Annotated in this window: 21 protein-coding genes; 13 read left to right on the forward strand and 8 right to left on the reverse strand. The window is 71.5% G+C overall.

Annotation, left to right across the window (positions count from 1 at the left end; all coding sequences use genetic code 11):
• Positions 1–11: 11 nt before the first annotated feature.
• The 4 genes from ACLF3M_RS03500 to ACLF3M_RS03515 all read right to left on the reverse strand — a co-directional run bounded on the left by ACLF3M_RS03500 (position 12) and on the right by ACLF3M_RS03515 (position 3,059).
• Positions 12–731: an SDR family oxidoreductase gene (locus ACLF3M_RS03500; RefSeq protein WP_430655451.1), complete on the reverse strand. Its 720-nt coding sequence runs from the start codon at positions 729–731 to the stop codon at positions 12–14.
• The gene (locus ACLF3M_RS03505; RefSeq protein WP_430655452.1) at positions 728–1,537 is read right to left on the reverse strand and encodes an alpha/beta hydrolase; all 810 of its coding nucleotides are present in this window, start codon (positions 1,535–1,537) and stop codon (positions 728–730) included. Before ACLF3M_RS03505 ends, ACLF3M_RS03500 begins: the two co-directional genes overlap by 4 nt.
• 102 nt (positions 1,538–1,639) lie before the next feature.
• On the reverse strand, positions 1,640–2,296 hold the full coding sequence (locus ACLF3M_RS03510; RefSeq protein WP_430655453.1) for a DUF1028 domain-containing protein: 657 nt from the start codon (positions 2,294–2,296) through the stop codon (positions 1,640–1,642).
• A 70-nt stretch (positions 2,297–2,366) separates the two neighbouring features.
• Positions 2,367–3,059, reverse strand: coding sequence for a glutathione S-transferase family protein (locus tag ACLF3M_RS03515; protein WP_430655454.1), 693 nt, complete (start codon positions 3,057–3,059; stop codon positions 2,367–2,369).
• 57 nt (positions 3,060–3,116) lie between these two features.
• Between ACLF3M_RS03515 and glpK the strand changes: the two genes are divergently transcribed.
• The 4 genes from glpK to ACLF3M_RS03535 all read left to right on the forward strand — a co-directional run bounded on the left by glpK (position 3,117) and on the right by ACLF3M_RS03535 (position 6,544).
• Positions 3,117–4,607 carry a glycerol kinase GlpK gene (gene glpK, locus ACLF3M_RS03520; protein ID WP_430655455.1) on the forward strand — a complete coding sequence of 497 codons (1,491 nt, stop codon included), beginning with the start codon at positions 3,117–3,119 and terminating at the stop codon, positions 4,605–4,607.
• Positions 4,607–5,788 carry a hypothetical protein gene (locus ACLF3M_RS03525; protein ID WP_430655456.1) on the forward strand — a complete coding sequence of 394 codons (1,182 nt, stop codon included), beginning with the start codon at positions 4,607–4,609 and terminating at the stop codon, positions 5,786–5,788. Before glpK ends, ACLF3M_RS03525 begins: the two co-directional genes overlap by 1 nt.
• A 94-nt stretch (positions 5,789–5,882) precedes the next feature.
• Positions 5,883–6,398: a hypothetical protein gene (locus ACLF3M_RS03530; RefSeq protein ID WP_430655457.1), complete on the forward strand. Its 516-nt coding sequence runs from the start codon at positions 5,883–5,885 to the stop codon at positions 6,396–6,398.
• Positions 6,395–6,544: a c-type cytochrome gene (locus ACLF3M_RS03535; protein ID WP_430655458.1), complete on the forward strand. Its 150-nt coding sequence runs from the start codon at positions 6,395–6,397 to the stop codon at positions 6,542–6,544. Before ACLF3M_RS03530 ends, ACLF3M_RS03535 begins: the two co-directional genes overlap by 4 nt.
• A gap of 8 nt (positions 6,545–6,552) precedes the next feature.
• On the opposite strand, the gene ACLF3M_RS03540 is transcribed toward ACLF3M_RS03535, so the two are convergent.
• Together ACLF3M_RS03540 and ACLF3M_RS03545 are read right to left on the reverse strand one after the other, a co-directional pair.
• Positions 6,553–8,274, reverse strand: a complete 1,722-nt coding sequence (locus ACLF3M_RS03540) for a solute carrier family 23 protein (RefSeq protein WP_430655459.1) — start codon at positions 8,272–8,274, stop codon at positions 6,553–6,555.
• Positions 8,274–9,215, reverse strand: a complete 942-nt coding sequence (locus ACLF3M_RS03545; protein ID WP_430655460.1) for an SMP-30/gluconolactonase/LRE family protein — start codon at positions 9,213–9,215, stop codon at positions 8,274–8,276. The genes ACLF3M_RS03540 and ACLF3M_RS03545 overlap by 1 nt, the downstream gene beginning before the upstream one ends.
• Positions 9,216–9,296: 81 nt before the next feature.
• Between ACLF3M_RS03545 and ACLF3M_RS03550 the strand changes: the two genes are divergently transcribed.
• Genes ACLF3M_RS03550 through ACLF3M_RS03565 form a run of 4 tightly spaced genes read left to right on the forward strand, consistent with a single transcriptional unit; the run spans position 9,297 to position 13,130 of the window.
• Complete coding sequence (locus ACLF3M_RS03550) at positions 9,297–9,944, forward strand: TetR/AcrR family transcriptional regulator (RefSeq protein WP_430655461.1); 648 nt, start codon at positions 9,297–9,299, stop codon at positions 9,942–9,944.
• Positions 9,945–10,001: 57 nt separating this feature from the next.
• Positions 10,002–11,156 carry a Gfo/Idh/MocA family protein gene (locus ACLF3M_RS03555; RefSeq protein ID WP_430655462.1) on the forward strand — a complete coding sequence of 385 codons (1,155 nt, stop codon included), beginning with the start codon at positions 10,002–10,004 and terminating at the stop codon, positions 11,154–11,156.
• A gap of 4 nt (positions 11,157–11,160) precedes the next feature.
• Positions 11,161–12,321: a dihydrodipicolinate synthase family protein gene (locus ACLF3M_RS03560; protein WP_430655463.1), complete on the forward strand. Its 1,161-nt coding sequence runs from the start codon at positions 11,161–11,163 to the stop codon at positions 12,319–12,321.
• Positions 12,321–13,130, forward strand: a complete 810-nt coding sequence (locus tag ACLF3M_RS03565; RefSeq protein ID WP_430655464.1) for a sugar phosphate isomerase/epimerase family protein — start codon at positions 12,321–12,323, stop codon at positions 13,128–13,130. The genes ACLF3M_RS03560 and ACLF3M_RS03565 overlap by 1 nt, the downstream gene beginning before the upstream one ends.
• A 107-nt stretch (positions 13,131–13,237) precedes the next feature.
• Here ACLF3M_RS03565 and ACLF3M_RS03570 read toward each other — a convergent pair whose 3' ends face one another.
• Positions 13,238–13,492, reverse strand: coding sequence for a hypothetical protein (locus ACLF3M_RS03570; protein ID WP_430655465.1), 255 nt, complete (start codon positions 13,490–13,492; stop codon positions 13,238–13,240).
• Between the two features lie 29 nt (positions 13,493–13,521).
• Here ACLF3M_RS03570 and ACLF3M_RS03575 point away from each other — a divergent pair, with 29 nt between their 5' ends.
• Genes ACLF3M_RS03575 through ACLF3M_RS03595 form a run of 5 tightly spaced genes read left to right on the forward strand, consistent with a single transcriptional unit; the run spans position 13,522 to position 17,253 of the window.
• Positions 13,522–13,914 (forward strand): ABC transporter permease, encoded by a 393-nt coding sequence (locus tag ACLF3M_RS03575; protein WP_430655478.1) that lies wholly within the window; start codon positions 13,522–13,524, stop codon positions 13,912–13,914.
• The gene (locus ACLF3M_RS03580) at positions 13,898–14,665 is read left to right on the forward strand and encodes an ABC transporter ATP-binding protein (protein WP_430655466.1); all 768 of its coding nucleotides are present in this window, start codon (positions 13,898–13,900) and stop codon (positions 14,663–14,665) included. The genes ACLF3M_RS03575 and ACLF3M_RS03580 overlap by 17 nt, the downstream gene beginning before the upstream one ends.
• A 13-nt stretch (positions 14,666–14,678) precedes the next feature.
• Positions 14,679–15,671 carry an ABC transporter substrate-binding protein gene (locus ACLF3M_RS03585; protein WP_430655467.1) on the forward strand — a complete coding sequence of 331 codons (993 nt, stop codon included), beginning with the start codon at positions 14,679–14,681 and terminating at the stop codon, positions 15,669–15,671.
• The gene (locus ACLF3M_RS03590) at positions 15,668–16,693 is read left to right on the forward strand and encodes a cobalamin-independent methionine synthase II family protein (RefSeq protein ID WP_430655468.1); all 1,026 of its coding nucleotides are present in this window, start codon (positions 15,668–15,670) and stop codon (positions 16,691–16,693) included. The genes ACLF3M_RS03585 and ACLF3M_RS03590 overlap by 4 nt, the downstream gene beginning before the upstream one ends.
• A complete protein-coding gene (locus tag ACLF3M_RS03595; protein WP_430655479.1) occupies positions 16,690–17,253 on the forward strand; it encodes a DUF2585 domain-containing protein in 564 nt (187 codons plus the stop codon). The genes ACLF3M_RS03590 and ACLF3M_RS03595 overlap by 4 nt, the downstream gene beginning before the upstream one ends.
• Positions 17,254–17,279: 26 nt before the next feature.
• On the opposite strand, the gene ACLF3M_RS03600 is transcribed toward ACLF3M_RS03595, so the two are convergent.
• Positions 17,280–17,999 carry a hypothetical protein gene (locus ACLF3M_RS03600; protein ID WP_430655469.1) on the reverse strand — a complete coding sequence of 240 codons (720 nt, stop codon included), beginning with the start codon at positions 17,997–17,999 and terminating at the stop codon, positions 17,280–17,282.
• Positions 18,000–18,277: the final 278 nt, after the last annotated feature.

Here is an 18,277-nt window from a genome sequence, read left to right on the forward strand (position 1 = left end):
GAGAGGTGGCTTCAGACCGGCGCCAGGCCCACGGTCATCCCCCCGCAAACATAGATCGTCTGCCCCGTCACGAAGCCCGCCCGGTCGTCCAGGAAGAAGGTGGCGGCGTGCGCGATGTCGTCCGGCGTACCGAGCCGGCGGGCGGGGATCCCCTCGATGATCGCGCGCGTCTTCGGGCTGTTGTCGGGGTTGGCGCGCCGAAAGAGCTCGGTCGCGATCGGGCCGGGGCCGATGCAGTTCACCGTGATGCCCTGCGGCGCGAGTTCCAGCGCCCAGGTCCGCGTCAGCCCGATCAGCCCGGCCTTGCTCGCAGCATAGGCACTCCGCAGTTCCTTCCCCAGCGCGGCGCGCGAGGCGATGTTCACGATCCGCCCGAAGCCCGCGTTCCGCATCGCGGGCAGCAGCGCCTGTGTCGCCAGCAGCGCGCTGCGGAGGTTCACCTCGAGCACGGCGCCGAGGTCCTCGACCGTCGTCTCCTCGATCGCGGCCGGGCGGACGATGCCGACATTGTTGACCAGGCGCGTCGGGCCGTGGGCCGCCGCGACCTCCGCCAGCGCGGCCTTCGCGCCGGCGGCGTCCATGAAGTCGCACTGCCGAAAGACCTCGTTCGGCAGCGGGTCGGCGGGCGGGCGGAGGTCGAGGTTGACCGGCCGCCAGCCCGCCTCCGCGGCGCGTCGGATGATGGCGCGCGCGATTTCGCCGGACCCGCCGGTGACCAGGATGGAACTCAACGGAAGATCTCCTCCAGCCATCCCGAGACGCGGTCGGCCAGCCCGTCGCGGCCGGCATCCAGCATCATCAGGTGGCCCATGCCGTCCAGCAGCAGGAAGGGCGCGGCGTGCCAGGCGGCGGTGCGCACCACGGCGTCGGCCGGGATCAGCCTGTCGCGCCGCGCGCCGTAGACCACGCAGGGCTTGCCTAGGCCCCAGGCCGGCGGGATGGCCTGCGGCGCCTGCGCCTCCATCAGCGCGACGCGGCTCTCCCCTCCCAGGCGCCGCATGTGCCGCGCCACGGTGCCGTCGGGCAGCCCGGGCGAGAACAGAACCCGGCGCAGCAGAGGCGCCTGCTCCGCCGGCCCGCCGGGCTCCGTCATGCGCGCGACGGCCCGCCACAGCGGCGGGTCGGCCATGGCGAGCCGCCAGTTCGCCCAGGCCAGGCCCTCCGGCGGCACGGGGGCCAGCAGCGCGGCGCCGCGCACCGCCTGCTCCGCCAACAGGCGCTGCGCCACCAGAGCGCCGAGGGAATGCGCGACCAGCACCACGGGCCGGCGGATCGCGGCGATGGCCGCGCGCGCATCCCCGGCGAAGGCGGCCAGGCTCGCCGGCGCCTTCGCGCTGCCGCGGTCGAAATCCAGCGCGAAGACGGCATGCCCGGCCGAGGCGAGCCGCGCGCCGAAGCCTTCCTCCCACACCCAGGCGCCGCAGGCCGCGCCGTGCAGCAGCAGCAGCGCGGGCGCGCCGGGCCGCGGCACCGGCGGGTCCCAGGCCAGCAGGCTGCCGCGCTCGAAGCGCAGCGTCATGGCGTCGGGCGAGCGCATGCCTCAGCCCCGTGGCAGGTCGACGATGACATCGCCGCCCTCGGGACCGAGCCCGATGCAGCTATCGGCGATGCGGTCCGGGATGGGCATGCGGCCTTCCGCTCAGAGCGCGATGGCATTGTCGGGGTCGATAACGCGGACGACATACGCATCGACCAGGGGGGCATACTCCTCCCACAGCGCGCGCAGCCTTGTAATGGGCGCGGCGTCGCCATCCACGCGCAGGTCCACCAGCGCGAAGTCGTGATCGCCATGGACCAGCAGGCTGGCGGACCGGACGTCGCCATACTCGCCGCCCGCCGCCTCGCCGGCTTCCAGGCCGCGGACCAGGCGCTCGGCCAGCGGCAGGGACGGGTCGGCGGCGAAGGCCTCGGCCATCGCGGCGGGCACCTCGTCGCTAGACAGGATGTTGCCGATCGCGACGACATCCCGGCCATGCGCCGCGTTCGACGCCGGCTTCACCCGCGCGCCATGGAAATGCGCGGTGCGGCCGGCGGCGTCGATCGCCGCAAGCTGGCGCCACTTGTGGTCGGGCGTGGAGGCGACCAGCGCCGCGATCGTCTCCTCCGCCGAGCAGCCCGACCGCAGCAGCGCGATGCCGCGCGGGCCAAGCCGCGGATCCGTCCGGTGCTGGGTGAGCACCGCGCCGATGCGGGGTGCGACCGCATGCACCCGCGCGCCGACGGCGAGCGAGGAGGTCGTCGCCGCCGCGCCGAGCTGGCCCGTCCGCGCGCAGCGTCCGATGAGCGAGAAGGTCATGGCTGGTCCTTGCTTCTTGCGTGCCGATTCAGACCTCCGGGGCTGAAGCTCCTCCGGTCATCGGGACGCATCAGTCGAAGGCCGGCACGTTGCGCGCCAGGCCGCCATGCAGGTCCAGCATGCGCTGCCGCCAGGCCTCGATGGGGTCGTCGGGCTCGAGCAGGCGGAAGGGGCTGGTGCAGCGCGCCCATTGGAAGCAGCCGAAGACGATGTTGTCGGCCTGCATCGGCGCCTGGCCTGAAAGGAAGGGCTGCGACCGCACCACCATGCGCAGCGGATGCAGTGTCTGCCGGAACGCCTTCACCGCGCTGTCGCGGTCGGCGGCGACGGCTTCCAGCGTCGCGCCGAAGCGCTGCTCCCTCGTCCTGCGGAAGTAGTCGGCGTCCTCGGGGTCCAGCAGCTTCACGATGTCCACCATGATCATCCGCGCGACGCCGGGCACCACCACCGCATCCGCCCAGGCGTTGACGAAGCGCGCGAGGTCGCGGCCCGGCGCGCCGCCGAACAGGCTCGGGCGGTCGGGGAAACTGTCCTCCAGGTACTCCGCGATGGCGAAGGATTCGCGGACCGCGCGGCCGTCATGCAGCAGCACCGGCACCCTGTCCGCCCCATGCGGCGCGATCGCGTCCTTCTGGGTGAAGCGCCAGGGGATCGTCTCGGCGCGGAGCTCCTTGGCGGCGAGCGCCATGCGCACGCGCCAGACATAGGGGCTGAAGAGGCGGGCCGGGTCGGCGCCGCGGAGTTCATAGAGGCGGAGGTTCATCCCGTGAGCTAGCCACCAAGCGGCCGTCCCGCCAAGATGCGGCGCGAGGAGAAGCCGATGAAGGACGCCCTGCTGGCCCTCGACCAGGGCACGACATCCACCCGCGCCATCCTGCACGACGCCGCGCTGGTCCCGCGCGCGACGGCGCAGGTCGCGCTGGAACAGCACTACCCCTCCCCCGGCTGGGTCGAGCACGAGCCCGAGGAGATCTGGCGCACGACGCTGCAGGTCATGCGCGACGCGCTGGCGCAGGGCGGCGCGGCGGCGTCGGACCTCGCCGGCATCGGCATCACCAACCAGCGCGAGACCACGGTGCTGTGGGACCGCTCGACGGGCCGCGCGGTGCAGCGCGCCATCGTCTGGCAGGACCGGCGCACGGCCGGGCATTGCGCGCGGCTGGGCGCGGACGGCGCGGCGGCGCTGATCACGCAACGGACCGGCCTGCTCTGCGATCCCTATTTCTCCGCCACCAAGCTCGCCTGGCTGCTGGACAACGTCCCCGGCGCGCGGGAGGCGGCGGAGCGCGGCAGCCTCGCCTTCGGCACGGTGGACAGCTTCCTGCTCTGGCGCCTGACCGGCGGGCGCGTGCACGCCACCGACGCGACCAATGCCTGCCGCACCATGCTCTACGACATCCGCCGCGGCGAGTGGGACGACGACCTGCTGAAGCTCTTCCGCATCCCGCGCGCGGTGCTGCCGCGGATCATGGACTGCGCGGCGGAATTCGGCACCACCGATGCCGCGCTGCTCGGCGCGGCGGTGCCGGTGCGCGGCATCGCCGGCGACCAGCACGCCGCGACGATCGGCCAGGCCTGCTTCGAGCCCGGCATGATGAAGTCCACCTACGGTACGGGCTGCTTCGCGCTGCTGAACACCGGCGATGCGCCCGTCGTGTCGAAGAACCGGCTGCTGACGACGTTGGCCTGGCAGCTGGACGGCAAGCGGCGCTACGCGCTGGAAGGCGCGATCTTCATCGCCGGCGCGGCCGTGCAGTGGCTGCGCGACGGGCTGCGGATCATCGCCGATGCCGGCGAGAGCGGGGCGCTGGCGCAGCGCGCCGATCCCGCCGACCAGGTGATCTTCGTGCCGGCCTTCGTCGGCCTCGGCGCGCCCTATTGGGATGCGGAGGCGCGCGGCGCGATCCTCGGCCTGACGCGCGGCACGGGCCCCGCGGAGATCGCCCGCGCCGCGCTGGAAGCCGTGGCCTTCCAGACACGCGACCTGCTCGAGGCGATGGAGGCGGATTGGGGCACGCCGGCCGGGCGGCGCGTGCTGCGTGTGGATGGCGGCATGGTCGCGAGCGACTGGACGATGCAGTTCCTGGCCGACCTGCTGGGCGCGCCGGTGGACCGGCCCGAGGTGCGGGAGACGACGGCGCTCGGCGCGGCGTACCTGGCCGGATTGCAGGCCGGGCTGCTGCCGGCGCCGGGGCCGGCCGTCGCGCATTGGCGGCTGGAGAAGCGCTTCACCCCGCTGATGGACCGCGACGAGGCGGATGCGCGCTATGCCAGGTGGAAGGACGCGGTGAAGAGGGTGCTGACGAGGTAATGGACGTGGTTCCCATGATCTACGACAGCCTCGGCGTCGCGCCGATCATCAACGCGGCCGGCACCAACACGCGCCTCTCCGGCGGCATGATGAACCCCGAGGTCATCGCAGCGATGGCCGAGGCCGCGACCGCCTGCGTGGACATGCTGTCGCTGCAGGCCGCCGCGTCGCGCGCCATCGCTGAGGCGACCGGCGCGGAGGCCGGTATCGTCACCTCCGGTGCCGCCGCCGCGCTGACCATCGGGGCCGCGGCCTGCGTCGCGCGCTTCGACGTCAACGCGATGAACGGCCTGCCCATCCGTATCGACCGCGACCAGTTCGTCATGGCGCGCAGCCAGCGCAACATGTACGACCGCGCGCTGCAATCCGCGGGCTGCTGGATCGAGGAGGTCGGCATCCCCGACCGCTTCTCCGGCGCCGGCGTGCGCGACGCCGAGCCCGCGGACTACGCCGCCGCCTTCACACCGCGCAGCGCCGGCGTGCTCTGGGTCGCGCAGCCCTGGTCCGAGCCGCCGCTGCCCGACGTGGTGCGTGTCGCGCATGACGCCGGCCTGCCCGTGATGGTGGACGCCGCGGCGCAGCTGCCGCCGGCGGCGAACCTGCGCCGCTTCATCGCGGAAGGCGCCGATCTCGTCGCCTTCTCCGGCGGCAAGGCGATCGGCGGGCCGCAGGCCAGCGGCATCCTCGCGGGACGCCGGGACCTCGTCTGCTCCGCGCTTCTGCAGATGCTCGATCTCGACCTGCCGTCGTCGCAGTTCGTGCTGCCGCCGGAATTCGCCTGCGAAGGCGCGCCCGCGCATCTTCCGCGCCACGGCCTCGGCCGTGCATGCAAGACGGGGAAGGAGGAGATCGTCGGCCTGATCGTCGCGCTGCGCCGCTTCGTGGCCGAAGGCGACGCACCGCGCGCCGATCGGCTGCGCGCGCGCGTGGAGGCCGTGCGCGCCGCGATGGGGAACACGCCCGGCGAGATCACGGACGGTCCCGTGCCGCTGCTGCTGATCCGCCTGCGCGACGCCGATGCCGCCCGCGCCGCCGACGCCGCGCTGCGCGCGCGCAGCCCGGCCATCCACGTCAACCAGGGCCGCCTGCGCGAGGGCATCGTCACTATCAATCCCCTCGCGCTCGCCGATCGCGACCTGGTGCCGCTCGGCCAGGCGCTGGGCGGAATATTGCAGGACTGAGCCTCAACGCATCGCCACCCACCGTCGCGGCCGCGACGGTCCAGCATCCCCTTCCGCCGGCGCGACGCGGCCGGCCTGACGGGGAGGATAGGCAATGAAGGCTCTGCTCCTGGCGACGGCGGCCGTGCTGGCCTTGGCGACGACCGCATCGGCGCAGCAGCAGCCGCAGCGCCAGGGCGACAGACCGGGCGAGCAGCGCCCCGCCGCGCCGGGACGATCGCCCGCCCAGACCGGCGGCGCCCTGCCGGGCGAGACCTCGCCCGGCGTGCGGCCGCCGGCGCCCGGGCCTGCGCAGCAGGGCGATGTGATGCAGCGCCTGCAGGGCTTCCAGCGCAGCGGCACCAACGCGCAGTTCGAGATCGTGCCGCAGGAAGGCCGCCGCGCCGACGCGATCCGCCGCAACCTTGAAAGCATCCGCCTGCTCGACGGCTTCCGCATCGACCTCTATGCGGTGGTGCCGGATGCGCGGCACATGGCGGTCGGCCCCGCCACCGGCGTGCTCTTCGTCGGCACGCGCAAGAGCCGCGTCTGGGCAGTGACCGACCGCGACCGCGACCGCGTGGCGGACGAGGTGAAGAGCTTCGCGCCCTCCAGACCGCGGTCTACGTGACCGACCAGCTCAACGCCTTCCGCAGCGGGGACCGGAAGAACGAACAGATGAACATCATCGCGCAGGACCTGACGGACGCGCAGATCCGCGACCTCGCGGCCTGGTACAGCGCGATCGAGATCGAGGCGACGGTGCCAGGGCGCTGACGGATGCGCTAATCCTCGAAGGCCAGGCGGACTTCCTGGCCCGCCGGCGTCTCGCGTTGCGCGAAGGACTGCGTCTCTCGCGTCGCGAGCCAGAGCACGAAGCCGTCGCGCGCCGCGTCGTCGCCGAGCAGCGCCTCGGCATCCGGCCGCGCGGCGGGGGCGGGCAGGGGCGCGCCGGCCCAGGCCAGCGCGAACTCCACGCGGTCCTCCGCCAGCCGCGCCGCGAGATCGAGGCTGCGCACGCCGCGGCCGGCCAGCAGCTCCGCCAGCTCGACCAGCGCGCGCTCGGCCGACCGCGCGGTGGCGGGCTTCAGCCCCCAGCCCGCGGCGGTGCGCGCCACCCAGTCCGACACACTGCGCCCGGCCAGCATGTCGAGCGTGAGGGACAGCTCCGCCCGCCGCGTGACCAGCGGCAGCGTCACCAGGTTCACCAGGAACGCGACCACCGCGCCGAAGGACAGCGGCGAGGCCAGCGCCGGCACCAGCGACAGGAAGCCGAGCGGCGCGGAGGCCACGGCGATGCCCGCGGTCAACCCCGTCGCCACCACCAGCCCGCGCCGCGAGTCGAGCAGCCTCACCGTGACCAGCTGGCAGCCATTCGCCATGATCAGCCCCGCCGCATGGAACAGCATCGCCGCCTTCACCGGCGCCGGCGCGAGCACAAAGAGCGCGACGAGCTTCGGGCAGAAGGCGACGGCGAGCAGCAGCGGCACTCCGGCCCAGACGATGCGTCGCGCCAGCACCCCGCCCGTCACGGACAGGCCAAGCGCGGCCGTGTTCGGCCCCGGCGCCGCGCCGCCGACCAGGCCCGCGAAGGCAATGGCGATCCCGTCGGCCAGCAGCCCGCGCCGGATCGGCGGCGCGTCGGGCCTCGTCCATCCCGCATCCAGCGCGCGCTGCGCCATCACCAGGCTGCCGGCCGCCGTTGCCCGCATCGCCACCAGCGCGAGCAGGAAGGCCAGAAGCGGCGCCGCTGTGACCTGGCCGAAATCCGGCGCGAAGGGCTCAGGCAGCGCGAACCAGGGCTGCGCGGCCAGGACTTCCGCCGCGTCGCCGCGGAACTCGCCAAGCGGCAGCGCCAGCGCGACGCCGACCAGCGATCCCAGCAGCAGCGCGAAGGGCGCGGCGCGCGTACGGCTCAGCGCGATCGCAGCCATCGCGGCGACGGAGACGAGCACGACCGCGATCGTGGCCGCGCCCGGCGCCTGCCCGGACTGCAGCCCGATCTGCCGCGTGCCCAGCGCGGCCAGCGCGACGCCGATCAGCATCACGACGACGCCCGCGACCTCGTTCGGCAGCAGCACGCGCAGGCGCTGCATGGCGAAGGTGAGAGCGATGGCCGCGATGCCGGCCAGCAGCACCATCGCCGCCATCCCGCCGAAGCCACCGCCGGTCTCCCCGACCAGCAGATACGCGCCGAGCATCGCCGCGGTATGCGTCGCCGGGACCGGATAGCCCGATCCCACGGGCCCGCGCCGCAGCAGGTTCAGCACCTGCCAGGCGACGGCGGCGAGCACGGACAGGCAGACGAAGCGCGTCACCGTCGCCGCATCGTCGGTGATCGCCGCGGCGACCGCGGCGGGGATGATGAAATAGACCGACTGGATCGCGAGATGCTGCAGCGCGAGGCCGAGCGTCGCCAGCGCGCGCGGCTTGTCGTCCAGCCACAGGGCCAGGTTGGCCGGCCGCGTGGCCGGCCGGTCCAGGCCGCGCGACAGGTAGCCCCGCATCAGCCGCCCGGCGCGCCCTGCGTGTTGACGTAGAGCGAATAGAGCGAGTGGGCCGCCGCCATGAAGAGCCGGTTGCGGTGCCGCCCGCCGAAGCAGACATTCGCGCAGCGCTCCGGCAGGTCAACGAAGCCGATCGGCGCGCCGGCGGCGTTGAACACCTTGATGCCGTCCATCCCCGGCCCGCCCATGCCCCAGCCGCACCAGAGATTGCCGTCGACGTCCACGCGGAAGCCGTCCGGCGTCTCGCCGGTCTCGCAGCGGATGAAGACGCGGCGGTTCGACAGGCTCGCCCCGTTCACGTCATAGGCCAGGATGTTGCGGGGCTCGCTGCGGCTCTCGACGATGTAGAGGACCTTCTCGTCGGGGCTGAACGCCAGCCCGTTGGGGTGGTCGATGTCGTCGGCGACGAGGGCGATGGCGCCGGTTTGGCCGTCCACGCGATAGACGTTGGTGTGCGGCAGTTCCGGCGCATGCTTCTCGCCCTCGTACCAGCCGCCGATGCCGAAGGGCGGATCGGTGAACCAGATGCTGCCGTCGGACTTCACCACGACGTCGTTCGGGCTGTTCAGCCGCCTGCCCTGGTAGCTGTCCGCCAGCACCGTGATGGCGCCGTCGTATTCGTGACGGACGACGCGTCGCCCCTGGTGCTCGCAGGCGATGATGCGGCCCTGGCGGTCGCGGGTGTGGCCGTTGGCGTTGTTGGACGGCCTGCGGAAGACGGAGACCTGGCCCGTCTCCTCCTCCCACCGCAGGACGCGGTTGTTGGGGATGTCGGACCACAGCAGCACGCGCTGGTCGCCGATCCAGACCGGGCCCTCGCCCCAGCGCGATCCCGTCCAGAGGCGCTCCACGCTGGACAGCGGCAGGTGGTAGCGCCTGAAGCTGGGGTCGAGCGCGCGGATGGACGGGTCGGGGTAGCGCAGGCTCTCGGTCCAGGTCATGCCCGGTGTCCTCCCAGAAGGTCTCTTGGCGAAACGCTCGCCGCCGCGCCATGCTGCCGTCAATCGAGGACGAGGGGAACCATGCCGGACGGACCGGCGCGAAAGGAAACGCCACTGTCGCCGCGCGCGGCCGCGACCCGCCAGCGCATCCTCGATGCGGCGCTCGCGGAGTTCGCGGAGAAGGGCCTGGCGGGCTCTCGCGTGGATGAGATCGCGGAGCGCGCGGGCGCCAACAAGCGCATGCTCTACGCCCATTTCGGCTCCAAGGAGGAGCTGTGGATGGTGGTGCTGGAGCGCGCCTATGCCGCCAAGCGCGCCGAGGAGCGTGAGGTCGAGGTCCAGCACCTGCCGCCCGGCGACGCGATGGCGCGGCTCGTCAGCTTCAACCTGCGCTACACCGCACGCCATCCCGAATTCGTGGCGCTCCTAAACCAGGAGAACCTGCACCAGGCCGCCTATCTCCGCCGGTCGGAGGACGTGCCCGCGCTCTATTCGCCGATCGTGGACGCGCTGCGCGGCGTGCTGGCGCGCGGCGTGGCGGAGGGCGTGTTCCGCCAGGGCGTGGACCCGATGCAGCTCTACATTTCGATCCTCGCGCTGGGTCACTTCTACGTCGCGAACCGGCACACGCTGTCCACCATCTTTGGCGCGCCGCTGGACACCGAGGCCGCGATCGCCGCGCGCGAGGCGCACATCACCGACGTCGTGCTGGGCTACCTCCGCCCCTGACTTGACCGGGCGGTCCGGCGCACGTAACCAGTCAGTTACCTGGACGGGAGGATCTCCATGGCCGAGCGCCGCATCGGGCTCATCATGAACGGCGTCACGGGCCGGATGGGGATGAACCAGCACCTCATCCGCTCCATCGCGGCGATCCGCGCCGAGGGGGGCGTGAAGCTGGCGAATGGCGACCGCCTCATGCCCGATCCGATCTTGGTCGGTCGCAACAAGGAGAAGCTGGAGGCGCTGGCCAGGGCGCATGGCGTGACGCGCGTCAGCACCGACCTGGATGCCTGCCTGGCCGATCCGAAGGACGAGGTCTTCTTCGACGCCGCGACGACGCAGCTGCGCGCGGGGCTGCTGCGGAAGGCGATCGCGGCGGGCAAGCACATCTATTGCGAGAAGCCGACGGCGGACAACCTCGAGGACGCGATGGACGTTGCGCGGCTGGCCAAGCGCGCCGGCATCAAGGCCGGCGTGGTGCAGGACAAGCTCTTCCTGCCGGGCCTGCGCAAGCTGAAGATGGTGATCGACAGCGGCGCGCTGGGCCGCCTCTGCAGCGTGAAGGGCGAGTTCGGCTATTGGGTGTTCGAGGGCGATCTGCAGCCGACGCAGCGCCCTTCCTGGAACTACAAGAAGGCCGAGGGCGGCGGCATCATCCTCGATATGCTCTGCCACTGGCGCTACGTGCTGGACAACCTTTTCGGGGAGGTGCAGTCCGTCTCCTGCCTCGGTGCGACGCACATCCCGGTGCGCTACGACGAGCAGGGCAAGGCGTATGACGCCGACACCGACGACGCGGCCTATGCGACCTTCCAGCTTGCCGGCGGCGTGGTGGCTCATATCAATTCGTCCTGGGTCACGCGCGTGCGGCGCGACGATCTCGTCACCTTCCAGGTGGACGGCACGCATGGATCGGCGGTGGCCGGGCTGCAGAAGTGCTGGACGCAGAGCCGCGTGAACACGCCCAAGCCCGTCTGGAACCCCGACATCCCGCAGCCCATCGACTTCTTCGCGGGCTGGCAGGAGGTGCCGGACACGCAGGAATACCCGAACGGCTTCCGCGCGCAGTGGGAGATGTTCTTCCGGTACCTGGCGGGCGACGTCGCGACCTATCCCTGGGACCTGCTGGCGGGCGCGAAGGGCGTGCAGCTCGCGGAAGCCGGCCTGAAGTCCTGGGCCGAGCGCCGCTGGATCGACCTGCCGAAGCTGGAGGTGTGACGCGATGCCGTCGATCAACCTGCCGAACGCCGACGGCCGCATCGAGAGCCACGCGCTCGGGGCCCCGCGCGACTTCCCCCGGGCGACACCGCCCTTCCCCCGCGTTGCTCTCGCCGCGGCGCATGTCGTGGCCGATCCGATGGCCGAGCAGGATCCCTGGCTCGACGCCAAGATCGACTGGGACCGCACCATCGCCTTCCGCCAATATCTCTGGTCGCTCGGCCTCGGTGTCGCGGAGGCCATGGACACCGCGCAGCGCGGCATGGGCCTCGACTGGGTCGCGGCGCAGGAACTGATCCGCCGCTCGCTCGATGCGATGCAGGACGTGCCCGGCGCGGTGATGGCAAGCGGCGCCGGCACCGACCACCTCGCCCCCGGCCCCGACGTCACCGTGGACGACGTCATCCGCGCCTATGAGGAGCAGTGCGAAGCCGTCGAGAGGATGGGCGGCCGCATCATCCTGATGGCGTCGCGCGCGCTGGCGAAGGCCGCGCGCAGCCCCGCCGACTACGAGCGCGTCTACAACCGCATCCTCTCCGGCGTTGCGCAGCCCGTGATCATCCACTGGCTCGGCGAGATGTTCGACCCCGCGCTCGAGGGCTACTGGGGCAACCACGACCACATGGCGGCGATGGAGACGGCGCTCGCGGTCATCCACGCCAATGCCGCCAAGGTGGATGGCGTAAAGATCTCCCTGCTGGACGACAGGAAGGAGATCGTGATGCGCCGGCGCTTGCCGAAAGGCGTGCGCATGTACACCGGCGACGACTTCAACTACGCCGAGCTGATCGCGGGCGACGAGCAGGGATACAGCGACGCGCTGCTCGGCATCTTCGACCCGATCGCGCCGGCGGTGGGCGGGGCGCTGGCGTCCCTGCAGCGAAACGACCTCGGCACCTTCCACGACATCCTGGCGCCGACGGTTCCGCTGTCGCGCCACATCTTCCGGGCGCCGACCCGCTTCTACAAGACGGGCGTCGTCTTCATGGCCTGGCTCAACGGCCACCAGGACCATTTCGTCATGGTCGGCGGCCAGCAGAGCACGCGGAGCATCCGCCACTTCAGCGAGTTGTTCAGGCTGGCCGACAAGGCCGGGCTGCTGCGCGACCCGGAGATGGCGGTGAGCCGGATGCGGAGCCTGCTGGCCGTGCACGGCGTGGCCTGATGCACCTCTCCCTCAACACCGTCACCGTCAAGGAACGCTGGGGTCTTGCCGACTGCATCGAGGGCTGCGCGCGTCACGGCATCACGGGCATCGCGCCCTGGCGCGACGTGCTGCAGGCCATGGGCGTGGACGCCGCGGCGAAGCGCATCCGCGACGCCGGCCTTGTCGTCACCGGCCTCTGCCGCGGCGGCATGTTTCCCGCCGCCGATGCCGCCGGCCGCGCCGCCGCGATCGAGGACAACCGGCGCGCCATCCACGAGGCCCACACCATCGGCGCGCGCTGCCTGGTCATGGTCTGCGGCGGCCTGCCGCTGGGATCGAAGGACCTGCCCGCCGCGCGCGAACAGGTCCGCGAAGGCCTGCACGCCATCCTGCCCGAGGCACGCGCCGCCGGCGTGACAATCGCGCTCGAGCCGCTGCACCCCATGACCTGCGCCGACCGCTCCGTGCTGTCCACGCTTGGCCAGGCGCTCGACCTCTGCGACGAGCTCGACGAGGGCACCGGCGTCGCGCTCGATGTCTACCACGTCTGGTGGGACCCCGACCTCGCGCGCCAGGTCGCGCGCGCGGGCAAGCGCATCGCCGCCTTCCATGTCTGCGACTGGAAGGTGCCGACGACGGACACCGTCTTCGACCGCGGCATCCCAGGCGAGGGCTGCATCGACATCCCCGCGATCCGTGCGATGGTGACGCAGGCTGGGTATACCGGCGGCTTCGCGGAGGTCGAGGTGCTGTCGAAGCGCTGGTGGGCGGAGGATCCGGACATGGTGCTGCCCCTCCTCAAGCAGCGGATCGCGACGTCGGTCTAGGCGGGGCACGGGGGAGAACGAAGCCGCTTCATGCAGACGCTCCGCCGATACGGGCCCGCGGTCTTCTCGCATCTGGCCCTGCTCGGCCTCTGGGCCTGGGCCACGACCTATGGCGGCGTGCCGCGCTTCATCCTGCCCGGCCCCGCGGAGACGCTGCGCGCGCTGGGCGCACCGCAGATCGACTGGTGGCTGCATGCCCGCATCACCATCGCCGAGGCCTTCGGCGGCTTCGCGCTGGCCGTCACCATCGGCGTGCTGCTGGCCGTGCTCTTCACCTGGTCCCTGACGCTGCGCCGCGCGCTGATGCCGCTGCTGGTCACGCTGAACCTGATCCCGAAGGTGGCGCTCGCGCCGCTGTTCATCGTCTGGCTGGGCTACGGGCTGGTGCCGAATCGCGATCACCTTCATCATCGCCTTCTTCCCGATCGTCATCACCACCGCGCGCGGCCTGGCGGAGGTCGAGCCGGAGCTGCTCGACCTGGTCCGCACTGTCCGCGCGACGCGCTGGCAGGTCTTCCGCAAGATCCAGCTTCCCTCCGCCCTGCCCTATCTCCTGTCCGGCATGCGCGTCGCCGCCGTGCTGGCGATCGCCGGCACGGTGGTCGGCGAATTCGTGGGATCGGAAGCGGGCCTGGGCTTCGTCATCATGTCGGCGCAGGGCACGCTGGACACGCCGGTGATGGTGATGGCGCTGATCCTGGTGACGCTGGTCGGCGTCGCGCTCTATGGGCTGGTGGTGCTGCTCGAGCATCTCGTGGTGACCGAAGATGCGCGCCTCCGCTGAGCCCTTCCTGTCGCTGCGAAACGTCGCCAAGACCTACCGCAACGGCGGGCGGGCAACGGTGGCGGTATCCGACGCCAGCTTCGACCTGGCGGATGGGGAGTTCCTCGCGCTCGTCGGTCCCTCCGGCTGCGGCAAGTCCACGCTGCTGAAGATCCTGGCGGGGCTGCATCCGCATGACGGCGGGATCCTGCGCATCGGCCATGCCGGCTTCGATCCCGGCCGCGACATCGGCGTGGCCTTCCAGCAGCCGCTGCTGCTGAAGTGGCGGCGCGTGCTGGACAACGTGATGCTGCCCGCCGAGATCCTCGGCCTCCCCGCCAAGGCCACGCGCGAACGCGCGCGCGACCTGCTGGCCCTCGTCGGCCTGCCGGGGATCGAGGACAAGTACCCCTACGAGCTCTCCGGCGGCATGCAGCAGCGCGTGAGTCTCGCCCGCGCGCTGGTGCACGACCCCAAGCTCGTGCTGCTCGACGAGCCCTTCGGCGCGCTGGACGCGCTGACGCGCGAGCGCATGAACCTCGAGATCCGGCGGATCTGGTCGGCCTCGGGCAAGACCGTCGTCCTGGTCACGCATGGCGTGCAGGAGGCGGTGTTCTGCGCGACCCAGGTGGCGGTGCTGACCGCCGGCCCCGCGCGCATGGCCGACCAGTTCGCGGTGGACCTGCCGGAGCCGCGCGAGCTCATCATCCGCAACACGCCGGAATTCGGCGCCCTGGCCCGTCGCGTCTACGACCGGCTCGGCATCACATGAGGGAGGACAGGGAATGATACGCAGGACGCTTCTGGCCGCCGCCGCGGCGATCGGCTTCGCGCTGCCCGCGGCGGCGCAGGACCGGGTCGCGCTGGTGCTGAATTGGACGCCGGGCCCCGACCACGCGCCGCTCTACTGGGCGCAGCAGCAGGGCCTGTACCGCGACGCCAAAATCGCGCTGACGATCGAGAACGGCCGCGGGTCCGGCTTTGCCGCGCAGCGCGTCGGCGCGGGCCAGGCGCAGGTCGGCATCGTGGACGCCCCGGTCGCGCTGCAGGCCCGCGCGCAGGGCGCCGACCTGATCGCGGGGATGATGATCTACGTGCAGTCGCCCTACGGCATCTACTGGCGCCGCTCGGCCGGCATCAACAGCCCGCAGGATTTCCGCGGGCGGCGGATCGGCACGCCGCCGGCCGACGCCGCCCGTGTGATGTGGCCGATGATCTCTCGCGCGATCGGCATTCCCGCCGACAGCGTGTCCTGGGTGAACATCGCGCCGCCGGCCAAGGTGACCTCGCTGCAGTCCGGCGCGATCGACATCACGACGGAATTCTACACCTCGCACCACATCTACCAGCGCGCGCTGGGCGAGGATCTCGGCTTCCTCGCGACGCGCGACGCCGGCTTCAACCCCTATGGCAACGCCTTCTTCTTCAACGGCGCCTGGCTGCGCGCCAACCGCGACGCCGCGCAGCGCTTCACCCGCGTGACGCAGCGCGCCTATGCCGCGTGCCTGGCGAACCCCGAGCCCTGCCTCGCCGCCACCGCCCAGCCCGCCGCGATGAGCATCGAGGATCTGCGCGTGGGCTGGGGGCTGGTTGGCGTGCTGATGACCTCCGACGCCGGCTCGACCCAGCCGCTCGGCGGCATGGACCCCGCGCGGATGGAGGTGACGATCGAGGCCGTGAAGACCGCCTTCAACATCCCCGCCGTGGCGCCGGCGGAGGTGATGACCAACGACCTGCTGGACCCCGCGGTCGCAGGCTTCCGGGGGCAGCCGCGATGACCGCGTCTCGCATTCAAACGACGGTCGTCGGCAGCTATCCCGTCCCCGACTGGCTCGTGGCCCTGCCGTCGGAGACGGCGGTCACCGACGCCACGCGCGTCGTCATCGGCACGCAGGAACAGGCGGGCATCGACGTCGTCTGCGACGGGGAGCTCTACCGCTTCGACGTCAACCATCCCGAGACCAACGGGATGATCGAGTACTTCACGCGCCCCATGACGGGCATCCGCAACGATCCCACCTTCGAGGAGGTGCTGGCCTATCGCGCGCAGCGCGGGATGGGCTTCCGCACCCGCCCGCCCGGCGTCGTGGAAGGGCCGATCGGCCACGGCACGCTCGACCTGCCGGCGGCCTGCGCGAAGGCGAAGCGCCTGGCGACGAAGCCGCTGAAGTTCACCGTCACCGGCCCGCACATGCTCGCCAAGACGCTGATTGACCGCCACTACGGCGGCAGCGTGGAGAAGGTGGCGCTCGCGATCGCCGACGTGCTGGCCGAGCAGGTCGCGCATTGCGACGCCGCGGTGATCCAGCTGGACGAGGCGAACCTGCCGGGCAGCCCCGACGAGAGCCCCTGGGCCGCCGAGGCGCTGAACCGCGTCCTGCGCGCTGTGAAGACGACGCCGGCGGTGCATCTCTGCTTCGGCAACTACGGGGGGCAGAGCATCCAGAAGGGCGGCTGGGACAAGCTGCTGGGCTACCTCAACAACCTGCACGTGGACCACATCGTGATGGAGAACGCGCATCGCCCGCCGGAGGAGCTCGCGGTCTTCCGCGGCCTGCGGCCCGAGATCGGCATGGGCCTCGGCGTGGTGGACATCAAGCGCACCGATGTTGAGACCGCCGACGACATCGCGCGTGCGATCGAGCGCGCGGAGACCGTCATCGGCCCCGGCCGCGTGCGCTACATCCACCCGGATTGCGGCTTCTGGATGCTGAAGCGCAACATCGTGGACGCGAAGATCCGCGCGCTCGTCGCCGGGCGCGACCTGTTCGAGGGGCGGGCGTCACGTCGCGCCGCCTGACATCGCCGCCGGGCTGGTGGCCGGCGGCCGCGGCGGGGACGATCGTCCTTGCCGCGGCGATCCTGCTGTGGATGGGCCGCGAGCCCATCTGCAAATGCGGCTACGTCTCGCTGTGGCATGGGACGGTCAACGACAGCGGCAATTCGCAGCACCTGACGGACTGGTACACGCCGTCGCATGTCATCCACGGCTTCCTCTTCTACGGGCTGACCTGGCTGGCGCTGCGCCGCGCCGGCTTCTGGCCGCGCCTGGCGCTGGCGACGCTGCTGGAAGCGGCCTGGGAGATCGCGGAGAACACGCCGGCAGTGATCGAGCACTACCGCACCGCGACCATCTCGCTCGACTACTACGGCGACAGCGTCCTCAATTCCGTCAGCGACATCCTCGCGATGTGGCTCGGCTTCTGGCTGGCGTCGCGCTTGCCGGTGTGGCTCAGCGTGGCGATCGTTGGCGTGCTCGAGCTCTTCGTGGGCTGGATGATCCGCGACAATCTCACGCTCAACGTGCTGATGCTGCTCTGGCCGTTGGACAGCGTGAAGGCCTGGCAGGGCGGCGGTTAGGCCGAGATGAAGGGCGGACGGCGCGCTCAGTGGCCGAACCCGGTGCCCTCCACGACATAGCGGTCGAATAGCGAGGCGGCGGCGGCGAACATCGTCGCCGACGGGATGTCCGGCCAATCCCACCAGTAGATCGTGACGACCAGGCCGTCGCGGCCGCCATGGACCTCGCAGGTCTGCCTGGGCTCGTTGCCGGGATCGCAGCGCCGCCACAGCTCGACCGTGCGGGTCGGCGTCTTGAAGAGCGACCGCTCGAAGCCCTGGGTGTTGGAAGCGAGATCCGTACGGACGTTGAGGGTAAACGCGACCGGGGCGCCCGGCCCGAACGGCGCTGGACAGGATCGCTCGTGCTCGACGCGGCCGTCCTGAGACAGCCGGCCGCACAGCAACCACTGTTCGTAAATGCGTGGCTGCCGCCCCGGCAGCGCCTCCCGCCGGCCGCTGCGGCCGACCGATGGCAAGCAGTCGCCCGCGGGCATGCAGGTTCCCAGCGGCCACCGTTCATTCTCGGAGATGATCCCGTAGGTCGAGACGCGAGGATTGTCGGCCCTCATCGTGCGGGGTGCCTCGAGCACCGACCAGGGCACGGCGAGCCGCCGGCCCGGCCCGAACCCGAAGACGCAGGCCTCGCCTTCCGCCCGCCGCTCGTCGGGGCACAAATGGACGACCATGCCCGGTGGCGACGGGAGGGCGGCCTCGGCTGGGCGAACGGCCAGGAACAGGGCGACGGGCAGGATTGTCAGGGACACTCTCGGGATGGATGTCCTCCCTCGCGTTGCGACCAGGCAACGGTATCACGCCGCGCGGGGCTTGCGGCAATGGTCCTATGCGTGAGCCGGCCGCAAGGCCTGCGGCTCTTTGGAGCCGTCCATCCGATCGGTATCCCACTAATCCTTAGGGTTGGGCCTTCTTATCCAAAGCGCGGACCCGCTTTGACGACCAAAAGCCAAAAATCCTTGGGGCTGACCTAGCTAAGGCTGAAAAGGCTAGGTTGGCGAGATGGTTAGGCGGCGTCGGAGCCGGCTAT

It is taken from the genome of Falsiroseomonas sp. HW251, assembly GCF_050563545.1.
In the GTDB taxonomy this organism is placed as follows: domain Bacteria; phylum Pseudomonadota; class Alphaproteobacteria; order Acetobacterales; family Acetobacteraceae; genus Falsiroseomonas.

Excerpts from the sequence above, each read along its gene's own strand:
- ACLF3M_RS03525 (WP_430655456.1), top strand. The coding sequence starts at position 4,607 with ATGGACGTGGTTCCCATGATCTACGACAGCCTCGGCGTCGCGCCGATC.
- ACLF3M_RS03555 (WP_430655462.1), top strand. The coding sequence starts at position 10,002 with ATGGCCGAGCGCCGCATCGGGCTCATCATGAACGGCGTCACGGGCCGG.
- ACLF3M_RS03560 (WP_430655463.1), top strand. The coding sequence starts at position 11,161 with ATGCCGTCGATCAACCTGCCGAACGCCGACGGCCGCATCGAGAGCCAC.
- ACLF3M_RS03505 (WP_430655452.1), bottom strand. The coding sequence starts at position 1,537 with ATGCGCTCGCCCGACGCCATGACGCTGCGCTTCGAGCGCGGCAGCCTG.
- ACLF3M_RS03585 (WP_430655467.1), top strand. The coding sequence starts at position 14,679 with ATGATACGCAGGACGCTTCTGGCCGCCGCCGCGGCGATCGGCTTCGCG.
- ACLF3M_RS03545 (WP_430655460.1), bottom strand. The coding sequence starts at position 9,215 with ATGACCTGGACCGAGAGCCTGCGCTACCCCGACCCGTCCATCCGCGCG.
- ACLF3M_RS03510 (WP_430655453.1), bottom strand. The coding sequence starts at position 2,296 with ATGACCTTCTCGCTCATCGGACGCTGCGCGCGGACGGGCCAGCTCGGC.
- ACLF3M_RS03540 (WP_430655459.1), bottom strand. The coding sequence starts at position 8,274 with ATGCGGGGCTACCTGTCGCGCGGCCTGGACCGGCCGGCCACGCGGCCG.
- ACLF3M_RS03580 (WP_430655466.1), top strand. The coding sequence starts at position 13,898 with ATGCGCGCCTCCGCTGAGCCCTTCCTGTCGCTGCGAAACGTCGCCAAG.
- ACLF3M_RS03550 (WP_430655461.1), top strand. The coding sequence starts at position 9,297 with ATGCCGGACGGACCGGCGCGAAAGGAAACGCCACTGTCGCCGCGCGCG.
- ACLF3M_RS03570 (WP_430655465.1), bottom strand. The coding sequence starts at position 13,492 with ATGAACAGCGGCGCGAGCGCCACCTTCGGGATCAGGTTCAGCGTGACC.
- glpK (WP_430655455.1), top strand. The coding sequence starts at position 3,117 with ATGAAGGACGCCCTGCTGGCCCTCGACCAGGGCACGACATCCACCCGC.
- ACLF3M_RS03515 (WP_430655454.1), bottom strand. The coding sequence starts at position 3,059 with ATGAACCTCCGCCTCTATGAACTCCGCGGCGCCGACCCGGCCCGCCTC.
- ACLF3M_RS03590 (WP_430655468.1), top strand. The coding sequence starts at position 15,668 with ATGACCGCGTCTCGCATTCAAACGACGGTCGTCGGCAGCTATCCCGTC.
- ACLF3M_RS03530 (WP_430655457.1), top strand. The coding sequence starts at position 5,883 with ATGAAGGCTCTGCTCCTGGCGACGGCGGCCGTGCTGGCCTTGGCGACG.
- ACLF3M_RS03565 (WP_430655464.1), top strand. The coding sequence starts at position 12,321 with ATGCACCTCTCCCTCAACACCGTCACCGTCAAGGAACGCTGGGGTCTT.